This is a genomic window from Burkholderia sp. RF2-non_BP3, from assembly GCF_001522185.1.
GTDB classification, from domain to species: domain Bacteria; phylum Pseudomonadota; class Gammaproteobacteria; order Burkholderiales; family Burkholderiaceae; genus Burkholderia; species Burkholderia diffusa.
On the sequence record NZ_LOSU01000054.1, the window covers coordinates 115,923 to 132,935 of the forward strand.

The following is a 17,013-nucleotide window of genomic DNA, read 5'->3' on the forward strand; positions in this document are numbered from 1 at the left end:
AGCGTGAACACCGTATCGATCACGCGTCGGGAATAAGGCTTGCGAAGAATGCCGGTTCGCTGGTCTGAAGAAAAGGATCAGAATCGGTCGAAAACGTGCGTATCAGCAAGTTGCGGGTGAACTCGCGGATGAACGATTGGGGGCGGGATTGAACGCGGCGGACGCCGTGCTACTCTTTTTTCAGCGACGGCCGTGAACGGCCGGAGGCCAGGCATGAAGCGATATGCGGTGCTCGCGCAGACGATTGCCGATTCGATCCGGCGCGGCGATTTGCCGGCAGGTGCACGCATCCCGACCGTGCGCTCGGCGTGCCGCGCCTATCGTGTCAGTCCTTCCACCGTGTTTCGCGCGTACTACGCGCTCGAAAGCGAGGGCCTGATCGTCGCGCGCGCGCGTTCCGGCTATTTCGTTGCGAACCTCGATGACAGGCGCGTGCGCGCGGGTCACGACACACCGCGCAAACCGGCCGCGACGCAGACCGGCGACGACGATGCGCTGTTCCAGCTGATCGACTCCCTCAAGCGCGACGACATCGTGCCGCTGGGTTCCGCATTCGCCAGCTATTCGCTGTTTCCGATGAGCAGCCTGTGGCGATACGCGGCGACGGCCGCCCGCAACATGGACCGCGCGAAACTGCTGGCCGGCTTGCCGCCCGGCAACGAAGCGCTGCGCCGCCAGATCGCGTTGCGGTACCTGAACGCGGGCGCGTCGTTGCCGATGGAAGAAATCGTCATCACGACCGGCGCGGCGGAAGCGCTGACGCTGAGCCTGCAGGCGCTCACGCGCCCCGGCGACATCGTCGCGATCGAACGCCCTGCCTTCCCCGCTGTGCTGCAGGCCGTGCAGCGGCTGCATCTGAAGGCCATCGAGATTCCGGTGGACCCACGCACCGGCCTCGATCTCGACTCACTCGCCGAAGCACTCGACACGCATCCGGTGCGCGCGTGCTGGTTCATGACCTCGTTTCACAATCCGACCGGCGCGACGCTGCCCGACGAGCGCAAGCGCGCGCTGATCGAACTGCTCGCATCGCATCAGGTGCCGCTGATCGAAGACGACGTGTTCGGAGAACTACATTTCGGCCCGACGCCCACGCGGCCCGCGAAGCTGTACGACGACAACGGGCTCGTGCTGCATTGCGGTTCGTTCTCGAAGTGCCTCGCCCCCGGGTTCCGGGTCGGCTGGGTCGCGGCCGGACGTTACGTGAAGCAGATCAGGCAAGTGAAGAACGCAAGCGCGCCCGCGGCCGACGTGCCTGCGCAGATGGCCGTGTCCAGTTACCTGCGCAACGGCGCGTACGACCGCTTCCTGCGCAGGCTCCGGCGCAACCTGGCCGCGCACCAGGCGCAGATGCTCGCGGCCGTTCGCGCGTATTTCCCGGCCGACACGGAGGTGTATGCCCCGCGCGGCGGATATTTCCTGTGGATCGAATTGCCGCCGCACGTGGATGCGATGCAGTTGTTCGGCGACGCGATGGAGAACGGGGTCAGCCTTGCGCCCGGGCCGATCTTTTCGATGACGGGCGCCTTTCACCGCTACGTCCGGCTGAACTATGGCCGACCGTGGACCCCTGCCGTCGAGGACGCGATGCAGACCATCGGAACGCTCGCGGGGCGGCAACAGCAAACGAGGTAGCAACGATCATGCAAGTCCTGCCCAACCGGAAAGTCCGCACGCGCGACACGCTGCGCGGCGCACTGAACCTGCGTGCCGAGCCGCGCGCCGCCGTCAGCCAGCGCTGCCGGCAGTGCGGCTTCATGGCGTTCCGCGCAAGCGAGCAGTGCCCCGTCTGCGGACTGGGAGGCTGGCCGTTCGCGCCGCTGCACCAATCGAGCGACGATGCGCCCGCCGCGCAGGCCACGCCCCCGCACGAGGTGCAGCCCGTCCCGACGTGGTCGTCGCGCGTCGCGGCCGCGGTGCGCGGCGCGGCGGTCCAGCGGCCGAGCGCGTCGAGCGCGCCGCTGCTGAGCATCCTGACCCTCGTGATGCTGGTCGGCGGCTATGTGACGTACGACCGGACGTGCCGGGCGGATCCCGTCTGTCGCGGACCGGGCGCATCGCGCCCGGTGACGGCCTACGCCAGTCTGCATGCGGCCGATGCGCCGACGTTGCCGGTCGGGCCCGCGCCCGCACCCGCGGCCGCGCCCGTCCAGGCATTTCATCCGGCCGAGCGCGCGGCAGTCGATACCGCTCGGCTCGCCGACGCCAACGTCGACACCGACGCCGATCGGTCGAGCAAGGCCGCCCAGCCCGGCAACGCGGGCACGCCCCGACACGCGGCAGGACGCCCGACGACGACGCTCGCGCGGCACGCGCCGTCGGTTCACGGACCGAACGGCGCGCGCGGCGGCGGCGTTCGCGTCGCCGACTGGAAAGGCGGCGCCGCCGCGACGCGACGCGGGCACGCGATACGCCACGTGGGCGTGCATACGCGTCATGGTCGACGAACCATGGCGAGCGGAGCCGAATTGGCGATGGTCTATCGCGGGCATTGAGCGCGCGGCGCATCGCGGCCGCAGCCACGCCCACAGCGAAAAACGGGCGGCACCGTCTCCGGTACCGCCCGCTTCATGCGCATCGTTCGTGCGTCAGGCCGCCAGCAAGCCGTGCGGATCGATCACGAATTTGCGCGGCGCGCCGCCGTCGAACTTCTTGTAGCCTTCCGGCGCCTGGTCGAGCGAGATCACCTCGACGTTGACGATCTTCGCGATCGGCAGACGGTCGAACAGGATTGCCTGCATCAGGTTGCGGTTGTACTTGAGCACTGGCGTCTGGCCCGTGAAGAACGAGTGCGACTTCGCCCAGCCGAGGCCGAAGCGGATGCTCAGGCTGCCGTGCTGCGCGGCCTTGTCCTTCGCGCCCGGATCGTCCGTCACGTACAGGCCCGGGATGCCGATCGCGCCGGCCGGCCGCGTGATTTCCATCAGCGAGTTCAGCACCGTCGCGGGCGCTTCCTCGGAATGGCCCGACGAACCGTGGCCGTGCGCCTCGAAGCCGACGCAGTCGACCGCGCAGTCGATCTCCGGCACACCGAGGATCTGCTCGATCTGCTCGCCGAGCGACGCGTCCTTCGACAGGTCGACCGTCTCGAAGCCCATCGCCCGCGCGTGCGCGAGGCGTTCCGCGTTCATGTCGCCGACGATCGTCACCGCCGCGCCGAGCAGGCGCGCCGACGCGGCCGCCGCCATGCCGACCGGGCCCGCGCCCGCGATGTAGACCGTCGAGCCCGGCTTCACGCCCGCGCTCACCGCGCCGTGATAACCGGTCGGCAGAATGTCGGACAGGCAGGTCAGGTCGCGAATCTTCGCCATCGCCTGGTCGCGGTCCGGGAATTTCAGCAGGTTGAAGTCCGCGTACGGCACGAGCACGTACTCGGCCTGGCCGCCGATCCAGCCGCCCATGTCGACGTAGCCGTAAGCACCGCCGGCACGCGACGGGTTCACGTTCAGGCACACGCCCGTATGCGTGTCCTTGCACATCGCGCAGCGGCCGCATGCGACGTTGAACGGCACCGACACGAGATCGCCGATCTTCAGCGTCTCGACGTCGCGGCCCACCTCAACCACTTCGCCCGTGATCTCGTGACCGAGCACGAGGCCGATCGGCGCGGTCGTGCGGCCGCGCACCATGTGCTGGTCGGAACCGCAGATGTTCGTGCTCACCACTTTCAGGATCACGCCGTGGCCGATCGCGCGGCCGGTCGGATCGACCATCTTCGGATAATCGATCTTCTGAACTTCGACCTTGCCCGGCCCAAGATAGACGACACCTCGATTGCTGCTCATCGTATTGTCTCCATGTCTCGTTGGATGGCGCTGCTGTGCGCCGGCAGATGCGGTGCTACGCAACGTGCTGTTCGAGAGTAGTCCCGGAGGTGGGGGCCCCGATGTCTCAAACGCGACATGCGTTTGAACGGTGCCGACATCGATGGCGGAAATGCGAAAGTCGGGTCAGGGAGAACGGCCGGAGGGCGGGATCGTGGAAAGCACGGAACGCGTGAGCGCGCGCCCCGGCCGGCGCGCCCGGCCGGTCGGGCGCGCCGGTCGGTCTCGCGTTAGCCGCCCTGATTCTCGCGGATGATCGCGGCTGCCGCCGCTTCCGCGTCGCTCGCCACCCCGTCGTGCACGCGCGTGCTGACGGCCGGCGTCGGCGGCTCGCTGTCGAGCGTATGGCCGTCGCGGTTGCGCGTATCGACCGTCGCGCGCATCGACAGCCCGACCCGCAGCGGATGCGCGGCCAGATCGCGGGGATCAATCGCGATCACGACCGGCACGCGCTGCACGACCTTGATCCAGTTGCCTGCCGCGTTCTGCGAGGGCAGCATCGAGAACGCGCTGCCGGTGCCGGCCGAGAAGCCCTGCACGCGGCCGCGATAGGTCACGCGCGAGCCGTAGAGATCCGATACGACCTCGACCGGCTGCCCGATGCGCATGTGGCGGATCTGCCCTTCCTTGAAATTCGCCTCGATCCACAACCGATTGAGCTGCACGATCGACATCAGCGGCACGCCGGGCCCGACCTGCTGGCCGACCTGCACCGAACGCTGGCCGATCGTGCCGTCGACCGGCGCGACGATCGTCGTGCGCTTCAGGTTCCGGTACGCGAGCTTGAACTGCGCGGCCGCCTGCACGACGGACGGGCTTTCGTCGACGGGCAATCTGGTGCCGAGCGCGCGCGCCGCATCGAGCTGCGCCTGTGCGGCCGCGAGATTGGCCTGCGCACCGGCGACCGCCGCGCGCGCGCGCGCCAGTTCCTCGGGCGCGACGATCTCGACCGACGCGCCCGAACGCGCGGCGAGCGCGCGCTGCGCGAGCGACAGGTCGGCCTGGCGCGCGTTCACGGCTTCGACGTACATCGTGTTCGAGATCTTCGCGTTCGCGACCTGCCTCACGGCCTGCACGAGTTGCGCCTTCGCCTGCGCGAACGCGACGGACGCCTCGGTGTCGTCGAGCCTCGCCAGCGTCTGCCCGGCGCGCACGGCCTGCGTATCGGCGACCAGCACGTCGGTCACCGCGCCCGGAATCTGCGCGGCAACCTGCACGATGCTGCCCGCGACATACGCGTCGTCGGTGTCTTCGTCATAGCGGTCGCGCAACAGCCAGAACGCGATCCAGACGAGCGCGGCCAGCAGCACGACCGCGAAAAACAGCATGAAGCGCTTGCGGCGTGTCGCCCGGCGCGCGTCGAGTGCGGGATCGTTCAGGGCAGCCGGCTGCGCGGCGGTATGAAGGTTGTCGTGGTGCATCAGTCGCTTTGCGTAACGATCAGGCGGTCATGCTGGAACAGGGGGATCGGCGCTGGATTCGCCGCCGCCGTGCGAGAGGAAACGGAAGCGCCGCGAGGCGTGGCGCCGATGGCCGGCGTGCGCGCTGCGTCGTCGCGTCGTGCGGCCGCCGCATTCGATGCAGCGACGACCTGCGGGGCGGCCAAGCTCTGCGCACGCGCATCGGCCGACGGCCCCGGCACCGACTGGCTCGCGGTCGCGGCGGCGGGCGAAGTGCCACGCTTCGCCGCCCCGCCACGCGCCCGATGCCCGGTCGGCGCCGGCGCGACCGTCGCGCCCGCGTCGAACCCGCCGCCCAGCGCGCCGATCAATCCGACACGCAGCGTCCGCTGCCGGCCGAGCAACGCGATCATCTGTGCGCGCTCATCGATCAGCGTGAGATCCGCGACATCCACGTCCTTCTGCATCAGCACGCCGCGCCGATGACGGTCGGTCGCAATCTCCACGATCTTTTGCGCGGCCGCGACCGCGTCCTGCTGCTGCGCGACGAGCGTCTGCGACGTACGAAGAGACGTGACGATCTGCGCGACCTGACCAAGCGCGTCGTCGACGGTCTTGTTGTACAGCCCGATCGCGACGTCGGCCTGCGCGACGTCCGCGCCGAGCTTCGCCTTCAGACGACCGCGATCGAACACCGGCAGCGAGATCGCCGGGCCGACGGACGCGCCGAGCGCGTCGCGCGAGAACAGCGACGCGGGCGTCAGCGCGAACACGCCGCCGAGCGCGACGAGGTTCACGTCCGGATAGAACTGCGCGCGCGTCGAATCGGCATTCGCGAACGCGGCTTCGACACGCAGCCGCGCGGCGACGATGTCGGGCCGACGGCCCAGCAGATCGGCCGGCAGCCGCGCGGGCAGCGCGCCGCCGGCCAATGCGCCGACGCGTGGCCGTTGCAGCGCGAGCCCGCGCTCCGGGCCGCGGCCCGACAGCACACCGAGCTGCAGTTGCGCGAGCTTGATCTGCTCGTCGTTCAGCGCGATCTGCGCGAGCAGCTTGCTGCGCTTGATCGATGCGTCGCTCGCGTCGTACGCGTTGTCGAGCCCGCGCGCGGTACGCTCGCGCAGCACGGTCGTCACGCGCTGACTGACCTTCAGCTTCTGCTGCAGCAGATCCTGCGTCGCGTACGCCTGGTCGAGCTGGCAGTACACGGTGACGATCGCGACCGCCAGCGTGAGCCGCACCTGCTCGGCCTCGACCCGAGCCGCTTCACGCAGCGACATCAGGCTCTTCGTCGCCGCGCGGTTCTTGCCCCACAGGTCGAGCTGGTAGTTGAGCCCGACGAACACCGACGACGGCGATACGTTCGGATCGCCAAATATCTCGACCGGCACGCGATAGCCGCCGACCGACACGTTGGCGACGTCGTCGCCCGGCTTCGGCATCCGCGCGCGGCTGACCGTTGCGCCGGCCGTGCCCGTCAGCCCCGTCAGCGAATCGAACTGATGAAGCTGCGCCTGCGCGATCCGCAGCCGCGCCTGCGCGACCTGCAGGTCGGGGTTGTTTTGCGATGCCTCGGCGACCAGCGCGTCAAGCTGCGGGTCCTGCAGCTGCTTCACCCAGTCGGGTGCGGGCCATGCACCGTCCACGCCGGGGCCGGCCGTGCGCGCGAGCGCATCGTCGGCCGGCGCGCGCAACGACAGCGACGGCAGGAAGCCCGTCGGCACGCATCCGCCCAATGCCATCGCCACCGCCGCGGCTCCGATCAACGCACCGCCCTTCACGCTACGCGCCCGCTCAGCCGCATTTTCTTTCACACGCCGCATCGCTTCCCTCACCCTTGCTGGACGCGCTGCGCCCGTGCGGCCAGACGCGGCCGCGTGCGCTCGAGCGGACCGAGCCGGCCGAACAGGCCGTCCGCGATACCGAACAGGATGCCGGCGAGCTTGTCGCGCTTGTCGCGCTCGACGAGCGCGATCTGCACGACCTGCCACACGGTCAGCAGGTTCGGCACGATCGCCACCGGAAAGCGCAGCCCGTACTGCATCCCGAGCTGCACCGCATTGCGCGCGCTGTAGTAGCGCCGTTGCCACGAGTGATTCATCGACGTCATTTCGAAAGGGCCGAACGCGTGACGCCGTTTCGCGCCGATCCGGTGCGGCAGCACCAGCGACGGCACGACGTAGAGCGGCACGTTGCGCGCGAGCGCGCGGAAGCTGTACTCGGTGTCGACGTGATCGATGAACAGCGTCTCGTCGAAGCGGCCGAGCACGTCGAACGCGGCGCGCGACACGACGCAGCCCGACGAGATCAGGAACGCGCAGCGCTGCAACTGCGCGTCGGGATCGACGCGCAGCCGGCGCAATGCGATCCCGTTGGTCGCCAGCTCGGGCAGGAAGCTGCGCGCGTTCTCGTCGAAGATGCGCGGGCCGGCGAGGAACGCGCGCCCCGCGAGCCCCGCGCACGCGTCGCGCATCGTCGCGAAGTAATCGGTCGGCACCGACGAATCCTGGTCGAACAACGCGACCGCATCGACGTTGTCGCGAAACAGCGCCGCGAGCCCCGCGTTGTATGCGCCCGCGATACCGCCGCGATTGCCGTGATGCAGCAGCGCGATGCCGTCGCGCGCGCATGCTTCGCTTGCGCGTGCGTCCGGCTGCGGCGTGTTGTCGACGACGAGCAGCGCGTCGCACGCATGCCGCCACGCGCCGAGCGCCGCGAGCTGCGCGTCGGTCGGGTGATACAGGATCACGAGTGCGCCGAGTGTCGTCATGTCGCTCTCCTCAATGTCCGAACGAAGCCGCCGCGCCGCGCTTCGGCCGCGTGAGCCACATCATCGCGGCGAGCACGAGGCAGGTCATGCTCGCCATCCAGAACATGTCGCCCGTCGCCATCATGTACGCCTGCTGCATCACGACCTGGTGCAGCGTGGATAGCTCGCGCACGCCGTCCACGCCCATCGCGTTCAGCGTGTGCACGAAGCGCTGCGTGTTCGCCGATGCGTGCGTGACCGATTGCGACACGACGTCGTAGTGATAGGTCGCACGGTTGTCCCACAGCGTCACGCTCATCGCGGTGCCGAATGCGGCCGACAGCGTGCGCAGGAAGTTCGACAGGCTCGACGCGGCCGCGAGCCGGTCGTCCGGAATGCGCGACAGCGTCGCGGCGGTCAGCGGAATGAAGAAACACGGCAGCCCGATCCCCTGAATCAGCCCGGGCGCGGCGATCTGCGCGAACGTCATCTTCAGCGTGAAATGCGCGTCCCATGCGAGCACGGCCGCGAACACGAGGAAGCCGAAGGTCGCGAGCACGCGCGCGTCGAAGCGGTGCGCGTGCAGGCCGACGAGGATCGAGAACACGAGCGCGAGCACGCCGAGCGACGCGGTGGCGAGCCCCGCGTGGAACGCGTTGTAACCCATCACCGCCTGCATCCACAGCGGGAACACGACGCCCACCACCGAGAAACTCATCATGCCGAGCGAGATGATCAGGACACAGAACGAGAACGTGCGGTCGCGAAACAGGCTCAGGTCGACGACCGGATGGGCCTCGCCGGCCTCCCAGATCAGCAGCGACACGATCGCGAGCCCCGCGACCACCGCGAGCGTGACGATCAGCGGCGAACCGAACCAGCCCTTGTCGTGGCCGAGATCGAGCATCGCCTGCAGCGAACCGACGCCGATCACGAGCAGCACGATGCCCGGCACGTCGATCGGGCCGGCCGCGCCGCGTTGCGCGTCGGGGCGCAGCATCGCGGTGCAGACCGCGAACGAGAACAGCCCGATCGGCAAATTGATCAGGAAGATCCACGGCCACGAGAAGCTGTCGACGATCCAGCCGCCGACCACCGGCCCGAAGATCGGCGCGAGCAGCACCGTCATCGCCCATAGCGCGAGCGCGACGGTGCGCTTGTCCGGCGGGAACGTGCGCAGCAGGATCGTCTGCGACAACGGCACCATCGGCCCGGAGCACAGCCCCTGGAGCGCGCGGCAGACCACCAGCACGTGCAGGTCGCGCGCGAGGCCGCACAGCAGCGACGTCAGCGTGAACAGCAGCACCGCGCCGACGAACAACCGCAGCTCGCCGACGCGCCGCGCGAGCCAGCCGGTCAGCGGCACCGCGATCGCGGCCGCGACCGAATACGAACTGATCACCCACGTGCCCTGGCTGTTCGAGACGCCGAGACTGCCGGAGATCGCGGGCACCGCGACGTTGGTGACGGTCGAGTCGAGCACTTCGATGAAGGTCGCGAGCGACAGCGCGAACGTCAGCAGCGCGAGCCGCGCGCCGCGCACCGGCGGCGCAACGGGTGCGGGTTCGCTCGCGTCGAAGGCGGCGGGTGTGTCCCGAAGCGGCGATGCCGTGCTCATGTGCCCGCCATCGCGACAACGGGCCGCGAGATCGCGCGCTCGTGGCTCGGCGCGAAGCGCTCGATGTAATCGGCAGCCGTTTCGCAGCCGTCCGGCGCCGCGTTGATCAGCGCACGCGTGCGTTCGGCATGCACGGAGAATTCGGGTTCATCCAGCACGCGCGCGAGCGCCGCACCGAGACGCACGCCGTCGACCGCACCGTCGACGCGCACGCCGGCGCCGCTGGCCGCGACGCGCTGCGCGTTGTCGAACTGATCGTGCGCGAACGGCGTCACGACCTGCGGAATTCCGGCTTCGAACGCGAGCGCCGCGGTGCCGATCCCACCGTGATGCACGAGTGCGCGGCAACGCGGCAGCAGCGTGCGCATCGGCACGAAGCGGCGCACCAGCAGCCGGTCGCCGTCCGGTGCCACATCGTGCGGGCTCAACAGGATGCCGCGCGCGCCGGTGGCATGCAGCGCGCCCGCGACCGCGCGCGCATATGCGGCGTGATCGACCAGCGTCGACCCTGCAGTGAAGACCACGGGCGGCTCGCCGGCGGCAAGAAACGCGTCGAGCGCCCGATCGTCGTCGGGTGTCGCGATGTCGTTGAACAACGGAAAGCCGCTTTGCAGAACGCCAGCAGGCCAGTCGCGCTGCGCCGGGGCGAACCAGTCGGGAAACAGGCACAGCACGCCGTCGGTCGAATGCAGCCAGCGTCCGAGCACGCGCCGTGCGGGCGCAAGACCGAGGTCGCGGCGCACCGCGTTGAGCGCCGGTCCGCACACGCGGTCGAGCACCTGTCGCTCGATCAGCGTCATCAGCGCCGCCTTCACCGGCAGCGGCCAGCGCGCGGGGATCGTCAGGCGCGGATGCGTCGGCGGCACGTGCGCGGACAGCAGTGTCGACGGCGACACCTGCACCGACACATACGGCGTGCCGTGCAACTCCTGCATGAAGCGCGCGGAAAACGCCCACAACGTGCCGACCAGCACGGTGTCGCGATCGGTCAGCGCGCGCAGCGTGTCGTAGTGCGGGCGCAGCACCGGCGCGATCACCTGCCACAGCGTGCGGAACGACGTGCGCGGATCCCACAGCGCCGGGTTCGCCATCGCGGCCTCGTACTCGGCCGCCGTGCCGACCGGTACGAACGTGAAGCCGCAACGGCGCGCGGCCGCCGCGAACGGCGGATGCGTGCAGAACACGACGTCGTGGCCACGCAGCGCGAGCGCACGCGCGACGCCGAGCAGCGGATGCACGTCGCCCGCCGAGCCGATCGCGGTCACGATCACCTTCGCCATCGCGCGCCTCGCGGGGGTCAGTAGAAGCCGGGGATCAGCGCCGCGACCTCGCGGCGATACTGCGTGTACGCCGGCCCGAAATGACCGGTGAGCCAGCTCTCCTCGACGCGCACCTTGTACGCGAGCGATGCGAACACGAGCGCGACGCCGAGCGCGCCGCGCCACTCGCCGCCGATCAGCGCGGCGCCGACCAGCGCGATCAGGCAGCCGGTGTAGATCGGATGGCGCACGAGGCCGTACGGACCGGTGCGGACGAGTTCGTGGTTTTCCTTCAGCGTGACGGACACGCTCCAGTTCGTGCCGAGATGCAGCCGCGCCCACACGGAGAACAGCAGCCCCGCGACGAGCACCGCGAGCCCGCATTGCGCCTGCAGGCCGAAGCGCTGCCAGTCGGGCACGAGTGCCTGCCACGACGGATCGGGCAGGATGATCAGCGCGCCGCCGACGATCAGCGGAATCGACTGCAGCGTGCGCGAGCGCGACGCCTCCTTGCGCACGGTCGTCTTCACGGCCTGCGACGTCATGATCCAATAAGCGAGCCACGCGGCCCAGGGAACGACGATGGCGATGGTCTGAACGATATTCACGGCTGGCCTGCCTCGTGTGGAAGAGAATTCGGATGCGCCCGGTGTGCCCGGTGCGCGACGTGCTGCGTCATGACGACAGCGCCGGCATCGGCTCGGACACGCATGCGTGCGCGGCGCCGAGCGCGATGCTCGCAGCGACGGGCGGCGTGTCGCAGAAGAAGTCGAGCAGCGCCGCGCGCGTGGTTTCGCGCTGCGCGCGGCCTTCGATGTCGAGGAAATGGCCGGCATCGGGAATCGTCGCGAAGCGCGCGCGCGGCACGTGCGCGGCGAGTTGGCGGACATCGGCCGGCGTCGTATATTCGTCGCGCTCGCCGTTCAGGAACAGCAGCTCGCAGCCGATGTTCGAGAACTCGCTCAGGTAGCGCTCCGGCTGCAGCGACAGGATCTGGTCGACGTGGAACGCGACCTGGTCCTGCTCGTCGCGCGGCAGGCGCGTCAGATAGCGGTAGTTGTACAGCTTCATGATGCGCGGCAGGTAGCGGCCGACCGTATCGTTCAGCAACTGCGCGGCCTTCAGGTTCTCGCCCGCGGCGATGTGGTCGCGTGCGCGCGTCACGTAGTCGACCATCGCGTCGTTCAGGAACGGCGAGAACGAGCAGATCGCCGCGCGCCGCACGCTCGGGCAGCCGCGCGCGAGTGCGAACAGCGACGCGACGCCGCCCCACGACACCGATACGAGGAACGCCGGCGCGAAGCGCTCGACCAGATGCTGGAGGATCGCGGCCTCGTCGTCCTTGGTCAGGATGAAGCAGCCGGGGTTGTGCTGGCGCGACTGCCCCGCATACGGCAGGTCGAAGCAGATCGTGTTCATCCGCTCGCCGAGATACTGGACGGTCTGCCCGAACGATGCGGTCGTTGCGAGCGCGCCGTTGACTAGCATCGCCGTGTCGAACGACGGATCGAACACGTTCCGTTCGACGTAGACCTTCAGACCATTCGGTAGCGGGACCACGTGTTTTTCGGTCGGCATCGTCGTTCTCCGGTGGATGCGGCGTCTCGGCGTCGCGGCATGCTGCAGGTGCGCAATGGCGGGCACCGGCCCTGTCGCGGTCGTTGGCCGCGCCCATTGCCGACGCACCGCGGGAAAACCCGCGGCGTCGATTAATTCCTTTTGGTTCGGCGCCATACTAATACGGGCAATATTGCTTACTCAAGTCATTCCAACGATCCCCTCTACTCCATCTGGAAATACGCCCGGTTCAAATATTTTTGTCATTTTTTATGGTAGACGGAATCGATCACGGATTGACGGCAATCGTTTACGGCCAAGCCGACGAACGATCTCAAATCCATCATATTTCCCTTAAATTCAATGATATATGCAGTTTAAATCGATTGATTGAAACGAATTCCAGGAAATTCCTTATGACGGCACCCGAGATCAGAATTTTTTGATTTCCTAAAATCTCACATAGCTCGACATTCTTTCGACGTGTAATAAATCGAATCAGGAAACTTTCCCAACCATTGCGTCATCTTTTCGGAAATCGTTTTAAACAAACTTCAATTTATTTAACCTCCTTTCAGTTCGTTTTTCCGCACCTGCACAATCGTCGCAGCAGCATCTGCCCCTCAAGCCGATCACGCGATTTCCCGTCGGACCCCTATTTTTTGTTGATTGAACGTTCAATAAAAAACCGCTAAGCTCTCGACTTCCAGGAACGGCCCGTCCGGGCGAAGGGAGTCGCGATGCCGAAAGTCGGAATGCGGGAGATTCGTCGCGCGCAGTTGATCGACGCGACGCTGCGCTCGATCGACGAGGCCGGCCTGCCCGGCACGACACTCGCATCGGTCGCGCAGCGCGCGAACATCTCGACGGGTATCGTCAGCCATTACTTCGGCGACAAGGACGGCCTGCTCGAAGCCACGATGCGGCACGTGCTGCGCGATCTGTGGGCGGCCACCACGCGCCGCCGCGTCGCGGCACGCAAGGACCCGCGTTCCCGGCTGCGCGCGATCGTCGCCGCGAACTTCGACGACACGCAGGTCAGCGCGCCCGTGATGAAGACCTGGCTCGCGTTCTGGTCGCAGAGCATGCACGACGCGATGCTCAAGCGCCTGCAGCACGTCAACACGCGGCGCCTCCATTCGAATCTGTGCGCGGAATTCGCGAAGGCGTTGCCGCGCGCGAAGGCGCGGGAAGCCGCCAGCGGCCTCGCCGCGCTGATCGACGGCCTGTGGCTGCGCGGCGCGCTCGCCGGCGGCCCCATCGACACACGGGCTGCACTGAAGCTCGCCCACAATTACATCGACCTGCTGCTCGCGTCGGACTGACGCGTCGCGCAGTCGCCCTCAAGGAGATCCTCATGTCCGTATACGGTTTGCAGCGCCTCTACATCGGCGGCGGTTACGTCGACGCCACCAGCGGCAAGACTTTCGATACCTTCGATCCCGCCACGGGCGAACTGCTCGCGCAGGTGCAGCAGGCGAGCGCGGCCGACGTCGACCGCGCGGTCGCATCGGCGCAGGAAGGCCAGCGTGAATGGGCCGCGATGACCGCGATGCAGCGCTCGCGGATCCTGCGCCGCGCGGTCGACCTGCTGCGCGAACGCAACGACGAACTCGCGGCGATCGAGACGCGCGACACCGGCAAGCCGATCGGCGAGACGCTCGCGGTCGACATCGTCACCGGTGCGGACGTGATCGAGTACTACGCGGGCCTCGCGACCGCGATCGAGGGGCTGCAGGTGCCGCTGCGCGCCGAGTCGTTCGTGTATACGCGCCGCGAGCCGCTCGGCGTGTGCGCGGGTATCGGTGCATGGAACTACCCGATCCAGATCGCATGCTGGAAGACGGCGCCCGCGCTCGCGGCCGGCAATGCGATGGTGTTCAAGCCGAGCGAAGTCACGCCGCTCACCGCGCTGAAGCTCGCTGAAATCTATACGGAAGCCGGCGTGCCGGCCGGCGTGTTCAACGTCGTGCAGGGCGACGGTTCGGTCGGCGCGCTGCTGACGGGCCATCCGGACATCGCGAAGGTGTCGTTCACCGGCGGCGTCGAGACCGGCAAGAAGGTGATGTCGCTCGCTGGCGCATCGTCGCTGAAGGAAGTGACGATGGAGCTCGGCGGCAAGTCGCCGCTGATCGTGTTCGACGATGCCGACCTCGACCGCGCCGCCGACATCGCGGTCACCGCCAACTTCTTCAGCTCGGGCCAGGTCTGCACCAACGGCACGCGCGTGTTCGTGCACAGCTCGGTCAAGGATGCATTCACGCAGAAGGTGCTCGAACGCGTGAAGCGCATTCGCGTCGGCAAGCCGACCGATGCCGACACCAACTTCGGCCCGCTCGTGTCGGCCGCGCAGCTCGACAAGGTGCTCGGCTTCATCGAGAGCGGCAAGGCCGAGGGCGCGAAGCTGCTCGCGGGCGGCACGCGCCTGACCGACGGCCACTTCGGCAACGGCCAGTACGTCGCGCCGACCGTGTTCGGCGACTGCCGCGACGACATGAAGATCGTCCGCGAAGAAATTTTCGGGCCGGTGATGAGCATCCTCGATTTTGAATCGGAGGACGAAGTGATTGCCCGCGCGAACGACACGCACTACGGCCTCGCGGCCGGCGTCGTGACCGAGAACCTGTCGCGCGCGCATCGCACGATCCACCGCCTCGAAGCCGGCATCTGCTGGATCAACACGTGGGGCGAATCGCCGGCCGAGATGCCGGTTGGCGGATACAAGCAATCCGGTGTCGGACGCGAGAACGGCATCACGACGCTCGAACACTACACTCGAATCAAATCGGTTCAGGTCGAGCTCGGCCGCTACAACCCGGTGTTTTGAGAACGACAGGAGATACACCGTCATGACGACACGCGAATACGACTACATCATCTGCGGCGCCGGTTCCGCGGGCAACGTGCTCGCGACGCGCCTGACGGAAGATCCGAACGTCACGGTGCTGCTGCTCGAAGCGGGCGGCCCCGACTACCGCTTCGACTTCCGTACGCAGATGCCGGCGGCACTCGCCTATCCGCTGCAGGGCCGTCGCTACAACTGGGCCTACGAGACCGACCCCGAGCCGCACATGGACAACCGCCGGATGGAATGCGGCCGCGGCAAGGGGCTCGGCGGCTCGTCGCTGATCAACGGGATGTGCTACATCCGCGGCAACGCGCTCGACTACGACAACTGGTCGACGCACAAGGGGCTCGAGAACTGGACGTATCTCGACTGCCTGCCGTACTTCAAGAAGGCCGAGACGCGCGACGTCGGCCCGAACGACTATCACGGCGGCGACGGCCCCGTGTCGGTCACGACCAGCAAGCCGGGCGTGAACCCGCTGTTCGAGGCGATGGTCGATGCGGGCGTGCAGGCCGGCTATCCGCGCACCGACGACCTGAACGGCTATCAGCAGGAAGGCTTCGGCCCGATGGACCGCACCGTCACGCCGAAGGGCCGCCGCGCGAGCACCGCGCGCGGCTACCTCGACCAGGCGAAGGTGCGGCCGAACCTCGAGATCGTCACGCATGCGCTCGCCGACCGCATCCTGTTCGACGGCAAGCGCGCATCGGGCGTCACGTACCTGCGCGGCAGCGAGCGCGCGACCGCGCATGCGCGCCGCGAAGTGCTCGTGTGCAGCGGCGCGATCGCGTCGCCGCAGTTGCTGCAGCGCTCGGGCGTCGGCCCCGGCGCGTGGCTGAAGGAACTCGACATCCCCGTCGTGCTTGATCTGCCCGGCGTCGGCCAGAACCTGCAGGATCACCTGGAGATGTACATCCAGTACGAGTGCAAGGAGCCGGTGTCGCTGTATCCGGCGCTCAAGTGGTGGAACCAGCCGAAGATCGGCCTCGAATGGATGCTGAACGGCACCGGCCTCGGTGCGACCAACCACTTCGAGGCGGGCGGCTTCATCCGCACGCGCGACGACGATCTGTGGCCGAACATCCAGTATCACTTCCTGCCCGTCGCGATCAACTACAACGGCTCGAACGCGATCGAGATGCACGGCTTCCAGGCGCACGTCGGCTCGATGCGTTCGCCGAGCCGCGGCCGCGTGAAACTGCGCTCGCGCGATCCGAACGATCACCCGAGCATCCTGTTCAACTACATGGCCGAATCGCTCGACTGGCGCGAGTTCCGCGATGCGATCCGCGCGACGCGCGAGATCATGCGGCAGCCCGCGCTCGACCGCTATCGCGGCCGCGAGCTGAACCCGGGTGCCGACTGCAAGACCGACAAGGAACTCGACGCGTTCGTGCGGGCCCGCGCGGAAACCGCGTTCCATCCGTCGTGCTCGTGCAAGATGGGTTACGACGACATGGCCGTGGTCGACGAGGAAGGCCGCGTGCACGGGCTCGAAGGGTTGCGCGTGGTCGACGCATCGATCATGCCGATCATCACGACCGGCAACCTGAACGCGCCGACGATCATGATCGCGGAGAAGATCGCCGACAAGATTCGCGGTCGCACGCCGCTGGCGCGGGTGGATGTGCCTTACTTCGTCGCGAACGGCGCGATGGCGCGCAATATCGCGAAGGCGGTGAGGCAGCCGGAGACGGCGTAACCGCGCAAGCGCCCTCCCCGGGGCGCAGCAGCGACATGCACGGCTCGCGGCGTTCT

General features: G+C 67.9%; 13 protein-coding genes. 5 read left to right on the forward strand and 8 right to left on the reverse strand.

Annotated features, from left to right (window positions below; translation table 11 throughout):
- Window positions 1–213 precede the first annotated feature (213 nt).
- Both WS45_RS25770 and WS45_RS25775 read left to right on the forward strand, forming a co-directional pair.
- Window positions 214–1,635: an aminotransferase-like domain-containing protein gene (locus WS45_RS25770; protein WP_059692026.1), complete on the forward strand. Its 1,422-nt coding sequence runs from the start codon at window positions 214–216 to the stop codon at window positions 1,633–1,635.
- Window positions 1,636–1,643: 8 nt separating this feature from the next.
- Complete coding sequence (locus WS45_RS25775; protein ID WP_059702358.1) at window positions 1,644–2,495, forward strand: hypothetical protein; 852 nt, start codon at window positions 1,644–1,646, stop codon at window positions 2,493–2,495.
- A 93-nt stretch (window positions 2,496–2,588) separates the two neighbouring features.
- On the opposite strand, the gene fdhA is transcribed toward WS45_RS25775, so the two are convergent.
- The 8 genes from fdhA to WS45_RS25815 form a co-directional block, all read right to left on the reverse strand.
- Entirely contained in the window at window positions 2,589–3,785 is a 1,197-nt protein-coding gene (fdhA, locus tag WS45_RS25780; RefSeq protein WP_044844368.1) for a formaldehyde dehydrogenase, glutathione-independent, read from the reverse strand.
- A gap of 269 nt (window positions 3,786–4,054) precedes the next feature.
- Window positions 4,055–5,245 carry an HlyD family secretion protein gene (locus tag WS45_RS25785; protein WP_059702360.1) on the reverse strand — a complete coding sequence of 397 codons (1,191 nt, stop codon included), beginning with the start codon at window positions 5,243–5,245 and terminating at the stop codon, window positions 4,055–4,057.
- Window positions 5,245–7,047 carry an efflux transporter outer membrane subunit gene (locus WS45_RS25790; protein WP_059702361.1) on the reverse strand — a complete coding sequence of 601 codons (1,803 nt, stop codon included), beginning with the start codon at window positions 7,045–7,047 and terminating at the stop codon, window positions 5,245–5,247. Before WS45_RS25790 ends, WS45_RS25785 begins: the two co-directional genes overlap by 1 nt.
- An 8-nt stretch (window positions 7,048–7,055) precedes the next feature.
- On the reverse strand, window positions 7,056–7,994 hold the full coding sequence (locus WS45_RS25795; protein WP_059702363.1) for a glycosyltransferase family 2 protein: 939 nt from the start codon (window positions 7,992–7,994) through the stop codon (window positions 7,056–7,058).
- A 10-nt stretch (window positions 7,995–8,004) separates the two neighbouring features.
- Entirely contained in the window at window positions 8,005–9,591 is a 1,587-nt protein-coding gene (locus WS45_RS25800) for a DHA2 family efflux MFS transporter permease subunit (RefSeq protein ID WP_059702365.1), read from the reverse strand.
- Window positions 9,588–10,871 carry a glycosyltransferase gene (locus WS45_RS25805; protein ID WP_059702368.1) on the reverse strand — a complete coding sequence of 428 codons (1,284 nt, stop codon included), beginning with the start codon at window positions 10,869–10,871 and terminating at the stop codon, window positions 9,588–9,590. The genes WS45_RS25800 and WS45_RS25805 overlap by 4 nt, the downstream gene beginning before the upstream one ends.
- A gap of 17 nt (window positions 10,872–10,888) precedes the next feature.
- Window positions 10,889–11,458 (reverse strand): methyltransferase family protein, encoded by a 570-nt coding sequence (locus tag WS45_RS25810; protein WP_059692019.1) that lies wholly within the window; start codon window positions 11,456–11,458, stop codon window positions 10,889–10,891.
- Between the two features lie 67 nt (window positions 11,459–11,525).
- Window positions 11,526–12,428: an alpha/beta fold hydrolase gene (locus tag WS45_RS25815; protein WP_059702370.1), complete on the reverse strand. Its 903-nt coding sequence runs from the start codon at window positions 12,426–12,428 to the stop codon at window positions 11,526–11,528.
- Window positions 12,429–13,147: 719 nt separating this feature from the next.
- On the opposite strand from WS45_RS25815, the gene betI reads away from it, so the two are divergent.
- From betI to betA, 3 genes are read left to right on the forward strand one after another with little or no spacing between them, the layout of a single operon-like run.
- Window positions 13,148–13,732 carry a transcriptional regulator BetI gene (gene betI / locus WS45_RS25820; RefSeq protein WP_059534154.1) on the forward strand — a complete coding sequence of 195 codons (585 nt, stop codon included), beginning with the start codon at window positions 13,148–13,150 and terminating at the stop codon, window positions 13,730–13,732.
- A 32-nt stretch (window positions 13,733–13,764) separates the two neighbouring features.
- Window positions 13,765–15,234: a betaine-aldehyde dehydrogenase gene (gene betB, locus WS45_RS25825; RefSeq protein ID WP_059692017.1), complete on the forward strand. Its 1,470-nt coding sequence runs from the start codon at window positions 13,765–13,767 to the stop codon at window positions 15,232–15,234.
- A 22-nt stretch (window positions 15,235–15,256) separates the two neighbouring features.
- Window positions 15,257–16,957 (forward strand): choline dehydrogenase, encoded by a 1,701-nt coding sequence (gene betA, locus WS45_RS25830; RefSeq protein WP_059534150.1) that lies wholly within the window; start codon window positions 15,257–15,259, stop codon window positions 16,955–16,957.
- The last annotated feature ends 56 nt before the right edge of the window (window positions 16,958–17,013 follow it).